This window comes from Micromonospora endophytica, assembly GCF_003236305.1.
Classification (GTDB): Bacteria; Actinomycetota; Actinomycetes; order Mycobacteriales; family Micromonosporaceae; genus Micromonospora; species Micromonospora endophytica.
On sequence record NZ_POTX01000298.1, the window covers coordinates 1 to 6,153 of the forward strand.

The following is a 6,153-nucleotide window of genomic DNA, read 5'->3' on the forward strand; positions in this document are numbered from 1 at the left end:
GGCTGCGGCGGTGAGGCACTGGGCGAGTATCTGGTGGCCGGCGGCGTTCGGGTGCCACGACTCCTGGCAGGTCTGGAAGTGGGCCGCGCAGGTGTTCGCGATCCGCTGAATGGCGATCTTGTCCTTGCCGGAGAGGCTGGTGACGAAGGTGCCGTTGGGTGGGTTGTCCATCAGCCGGATCGGGGTGGCCAGCGTGCCGGTCGGGCTGCCGGAGTTCTCGCAGAGCCGGGCGCCGTCGAAGGCCCGCTGCACGTTGAGGTAGACCAGTTCGGCGCCGGGGAACTCGGCGGCCAAGGTGTCCCGGGTGGAGCGCACGATGGTGCCGAGGCCCTGCGAGAAACGGTGACCGGGGGCCAGGCTGGCCCGGTGGATCGGGCAGCCGGCGGCATACCGCTCGGCACCCAGGGCGCGGAACTTGTCCCGGGTGTCGTCCCGGCTGTCCTCCGAGTGGTAGGACGACTCCAGCTCCAACGGCAGCGGGTTGGTGTAGTCCTGAAGCACCACCCGGTGCTGACCGTCGGCGTCGACCTCGCGCAGCGTGGAGAGGATCCGGCGTACCGCGGCGGTGGTCTCCGCGGTCGCGGCGCTGAGCTGGGCGGCGGTGGCCAGGTCGGCGTCGGCGCAGGGCTTCTGCTCCACTGGCCCGTTGACATACGCCCAGAACTCCCACCAGCCCGTCCAGGCGTCGGCGATGAACCGGTTGGCGCACTTCTCGGCCACCCCGCCGAAGGTGAACGAGCTGTTGTTCGAGCCGAGGCCGATCAGCACCACGTCGATGTCGTGCGTCCGGGCGACCGCGCGGAGTTGGTCGAGCTGGGCGGCGACCTGGCGACCGTTGGGCCGCGCCGAGGAGGCGGCGGCGATGTCGTGTGGCTGGCCGCCGGAGCAGGCCAGGTTGAACCGGTCCTGGACGCCGGGCAGCGTGGCCTGGTGCAGCGAGGCGTTGGCCGACCGGTGGCAGAAGAAGGCGTTGCTGTTCGGGGCGGTCCAGCCGGGGAAGCCCTGCGCGACCCCGGTCGAATCGACCACCGGCTGGTACGCCCCGGCGCCCTCGCCGCTGATGAAGCTGTCACCGAGGGCGACGGCGGCGGTGGGGAGCGCCGCCGAGGCGGGGACGGGCGCCGCGACGGCGGTGGAGAGGGTCGCCGCCGCGACGGCCAGGGCCATTGCGGCGGCGGTACGACGCAACCCGGACATGGCACTCCCATCCGTGCATGGAAATATGAAAGATCCTCTGTTGGTGATGGGATCACGCAGGTGTGACGCAGGTCGACAGCTGGAAACACTTGTGACACCTGGTTCACTTGGGGTACACATCCCCACCGGACACCGCCGGAGCCGCGGTCCCGAGCCCGGCCGACGGCATAAGGCCGGGCACCGGGGCGTTGACCTCGGCAGGAACACCAGCGGCGGCCCCGTTCGGCGTGCCGTACGGGTGTCCGCGTCGCGTGTCAGGGCGTACGGCTACGCTCGCTGCGGCGTGCCCACGCTGGGCCGACCGCCGACGGTGCGGGGCAGCACATCGCCGAGACCCGGGAGTACGACCAGTTGACCGCAGAGCCTGACACCCTGTACGGGGCCGACGACCTTACGCACCTCGAAGGGCTGGACGCCGTCCGCAAGCGGCCCGGCATGTACATCGGCTCCACCGACAGCCGTGGCGTGGGTCACCTCGTCAACGAGATCCTCGACAACTCCACAGACGAGGGCGTCGCCGGCCACGCCACGAAGATCGAGGTAATCCTGCACGCCGACGGTTCGGTGCAGGTCGACGACGACGGGCGGGGCATCCCCACCGACGTGCACGCCCGCTCCGGCATCTCCGGCGTCGAGCTGGTGCTCACCCGGCTGCACGCCGGCGGCAAGTTCGGTGGCTCCGGCTACAAGACCTCCGGCGGCCTGCACGGCGTCGGCGCCTCGGCGGTTAACGCCCTCTCCCGCCGCTTCGACGTCACCGTTCGTCGCGGCGGCAAGGTGCACGCCATGTCGTTCCGGCACGGCGTACCGGGCGTCTTCGACGGCGACGGCCCGGACGCGCCCTTCACCCCCGGCCCCGGCCTCCAGATCGTCGGCGCGGTCAAGCGTGGCCAGCGCACCGGCACCTCGATCCGCTACTGGCACGACGCCCGCTACTTCGAGACCGGCGCCACCCTCGACCACGACGCCGTCCGGGCCAAGCTGCGGCACACCGCCTTCCTGGTGCCCGGGGTCAGCTACACCCTGCGCGACCACACCGCCGAGGAGTCGACCGACGAGGTCTTCCACTACCCGGACGGGCTCACCGAGATGGTGGAGTTCCTCGCTCCGCCCGGTGACCGGCCCGTCTCCGGCACCCTGCTGGTCACCGGCGAGGGCACCTACCGGGAGAACGCCGCCGACGCCAACGGTGTGATGCAGTCCAACGTGCAGCGCCGGGCCGAGGTCGAGATCGCGTTGCGCTGGGGCACCGGCTACGAGCGCACCGTCGAGTGCTTCACCAACACCATCCGTAACGCGCACGGCGGCACCCACCGCAAGGGCTTCGAGCGGGCCCTCGCGCGCACCCTCGCCGACGCCGTGCGCAACACCCGCGGGCTGCTCAAGGCCAAGGAGGACGCGCCCACCCTGGACGACGTCCTGGAGGGCATGACCGCTGTGGTGCATGTCCGGGTGCCCGAGCCGCAGTTCACCTCGCAGACCAAGGACGAACTCTCCACCGCCGGGGTCACCAAGGTCGTGCAGGGACTGGTCGAGCAGCACCTCAAGTCCTGGCTCGACGACCGGAAGACGAAGACCGAGGCGCGTACGGTCCTGCAGAAGATCGTTGACGCGGCCCGGGTCCGGCTCACCCAGAAGCAGCAGAAGGACGCGGCCCGCCGCAAGACCGCCCTCGAAGGCGCGGCCATGCCCGCCAAACTCGTCGACTGCCGCGCGTCAGGTATCGACAGGAGTGAATTGTTCATCGTGGAAGGGGACAGCGCCCTGGGTACAGGGCGACTTGCCCGTTCTGCCGAATATCAGGCGCTTCTTCCGATTCGGGGCAAGATCCTCAACGTGCAGAAGGCCAACCTTCAGCAGGTGCTGGACAATGCCGAGTGCGCGGCGATCGTGCAGGTGCTCGGGGCCGGCTCGGGGCGGACGTTCGACCTCTCCGCGATGCGGTACGGCCGCGTACTCATCATGGCCGACGCCGACGTCGACGGCGCGCACATCCGGACGCTGCTGATCACCCTCTTCGCCCGCTACATGCGGCCGTTGATCGAGGCCGGCCGGCTCTACGCGGCGATGCCGCCACTGCACAAGATCACCACGAAGGGGCGTAACCCGCAGACCGTCTACACCTACACCCAGGCGGAGATGGAGGCGACGATCCGCAAGCTGGAGCAGGGCGGCAAGCAGATCGTCACCCCCGTGCCCCGGTTCAAGGGTCTCGGCGAGATGGACGCCGACGAGTTGTGGGAGACCACGATGAACCCGGCCACCCGCGCGGTACGCCGGATCACCCTGGACGACGTCGACGCCGCCGAGCGGATCCTCGACCTGCTGATGGGGGAGAAGGTCGAGCCGCGACGCAACTGGCTCATCGACTCCGCCGACCGGGTCGACCGCGACGCGATCGACGCCTGAGCACCGGCTCTTTCGGAAGGACAGCGCAGCCATGGCACGCCGCAAGGACACGAAGGCCGACCACTCCGCGTTCGACCGGGCCGGCGCGCGGGTGTTCGACAACCCGCTGGTGACCGAGGTCTCCGACTCCTACCTGGAGTACGCCTTCTCGGTCATCCACTCCCGGGCGCTGCCGGATGCCCGTGACGGCCTCAAGCCGGTGCACCGGCGCATCCTCTACTCGATGCACGAGGCGGGCTTCCGGCCGGACCGGGCGCACGTCAAGTCGGCCCGGGTGGTCGGCGACGTGATGGGTCGCTACCACCCGCACGGCGACACCGCGATCTACGACGCGATGGTCCGGATGGCGCAGGACTTCTCGCTCAACGTCCCACTCATCGACGGGCATGGCAACTTTGGATCTCCCGATGATGGACCGGCTGCGGCGCGTTACACGGAAGCGCGGATGTCGCGGGAGGCGATGCTGCTCGTCGGTGAGCTGGGTGAGGAGACCGTCGACGTCGAGCCCAACTACGACGGCTCGCTGACCCAACCCACCGTGCTGCCGGCCGCCTTCCCGAACCTGCTGGTCAACGGCACGTCCGGGATCGCGGTAGGGATGGCGACGAACATGATCCCGCACAATCTGGGTGAGGTCGTCTCGGCGGCCCGCTGGCTGATCCGGCACCCGGACGCCACCCTCGACAAGCTGATGGAGTTCGTGCCCGGCCCGGATCTGCCCACCGGTGGCCTGCTGCTCGGCCTCGACGAGGTGCGGCGGGCGTACGAGACCGGTCGGGGCGTGGTGCGGATGCGCGGGAAGGTGGAGATCGGCCCGCTGGAGGGCAGCCGGGGCCGGCAGGCGATCACCGTTGTCGAGTTGCCGTACGGCGTCGGCGCGGAGAAGGTCATCGCGGCGATCACCAACGAGGTCACCAAGACCAAGCGGTTGACCGGCATCGCCGACGTGAAGGACCTGACCGACCGGGAGAACGGCACCCGGCTGGTGATCGAGTGCAAGGTGGGGGTCAACCCGCAGGCGCTGCTTGCCGATCTTTACCGGCTCACCCCGCTGGAGCAGTCCTTCGGCGTGAACAACCTGGTGCTCGTGGACGGGCAGCCGCGTACCCTCGGGTTGAAGGCGCTGCTGGAGGTCTTCCTGTCGCACCGCTACGAGGTGGTGACCCGGCGCACCGCTTATCGCCGGCGTAAGCGGGAGGAGCGGCTGCACCTGGTCGACGGTCTGCTGATCGCCCTGCTCGACATCGACAAGGTGGTCAAGCTGATCCGGGCCAGCGAGGACGCCCAAGACGCCAAGGACGGCCTGATGCGCCGGTTCAAGCTCTCCGAGATCCAGGCCAGCTACATCCTGGACACCCCGCTGCGCCGGCTGACCAAGTACGACCGGCTGGAGTTGGAGGCCGAGCAGGAGAAGCTGCGCGCGGAGATCGCCGAGTTGTCCACCATCCTGGACGACGAGAAGGTGCTGAAGAAGCTCGTCTCCGACGAGTTGGCGGCAGTGGTCAAGCAGTTCAACGCGCCCCGGCGGACCACACTTGTCGACGGCGACCTCAAGGAGGTGCTTGCCGCGTCGGTGCCGGCCGGTCCGCTGGAGGTGGCTGACGACCCGTGCCAGGTGATCCTGTCGGCGACCGGGCTGGTGGCCCGTACCGCTGCCGAGTCGGAGGAGGCCGCCGAGGGGCGGCGCCGGCACGGCCGGGTCAAGCACGACGCGGTACGCGCCGTGGTGCACTCCACCGCCCGGGGGCGGGTGCTGCTGGTGACGAGTGCCGGCCGGGCATTCAAGGTGGACGTGTTGCCGTTGCCGGTGCTGCCGGAGCAGGCCGGCACGGTGTCGCTGCGGGGCGGGATGTCCGCCGCGGAACTGGTGCCGTTGGATCCGGGGGAGACGGTTGTCGGTCTGGCGCCGCTCGGCGGCCCCGCCGAGGGCTCGCCCGGTCTGGCGCTGGGCACCCGGCACGGTGTGGTCAAGGTCTGCGCTCCCGACTGGCCGGTGCGGTCCGACGAGTTCGAGGTGATCGGGTTGCGCGAGGGCGACGAGGTGGTCGGGGCGACCTGGCTCACCGACGGCGCCGAAAATCTGGCCTTCCTGACCAGTGCGGCGTCGCTGCTGCGCTTCCCTGCCGGCGTGGTCCGCCCGCAGGGGCTCAAGGGTGGTGGCATGGCGGGCATCGCCCTGTCGGCCGGGTCGCATGTGGTCTTCTTCGGCGCGGTCCGTACGGACGATCCGGAGCACGGTGAGCCGATGGTGGTCACCTCCACCGGCGCGACGGTGAAGGTGACGCCGTTCTCGGCGTACCCGGCAAAGGGGCGGGCGACCGCCGGGGTGCGGGCCCATCGTTTCCTCAAGGGTGAGACCGACGTGGTCGTGGCCTGGGTAGGTCCCCGCCCGGTGGGGTCGACGGCGAACGGTGAGGCGGTGGAGTTGCCTGCGGCGGATCCGCGCCGGGACGGCTCCGGGTTCGCCGTGATGCTCGGCCCAACCGTGGTGGGCCACCACATCTGTCTCTTATACACCTCTGACGCTGCCGACGATAAGGCACGTGG

At 69.9% G+C, this 6,153-nt stretch carries 3 protein-coding genes; 2 read left to right on the forward strand and 1 reads right to left on the reverse strand.

Going from position 1 to position 6,153, the window contains the following annotated elements:
- A partial coding sequence (locus C1I93_RS27310; RefSeq protein WP_111246151.1) for an SGNH/GDSL hydrolase family protein occupies positions 1–1,197 on the reverse strand: 1,197 nt, incomplete at its 3' end.
- A gap of 351 nt (positions 1,198–1,548) precedes the next feature.
- Between C1I93_RS27310 and C1I93_RS27315 the strand changes: the two genes are divergently transcribed.
- The gene (locus C1I93_RS27315) at positions 1,549–3,606 is read left to right on the forward strand and encodes a DNA gyrase/topoisomerase IV subunit B (RefSeq protein ID WP_111246149.1); all 2,058 of its coding nucleotides are present in this window, start codon (positions 1,549–1,551) and stop codon (positions 3,604–3,606) included.
- A gap of 31 nt (positions 3,607–3,637) precedes the next feature.
- A partial coding sequence (locus C1I93_RS33405) for a DNA gyrase/topoisomerase IV subunit A (protein ID WP_111246150.1) occupies positions 3,638–6,153 on the forward strand: 2,516 nt, incomplete at its 3' end.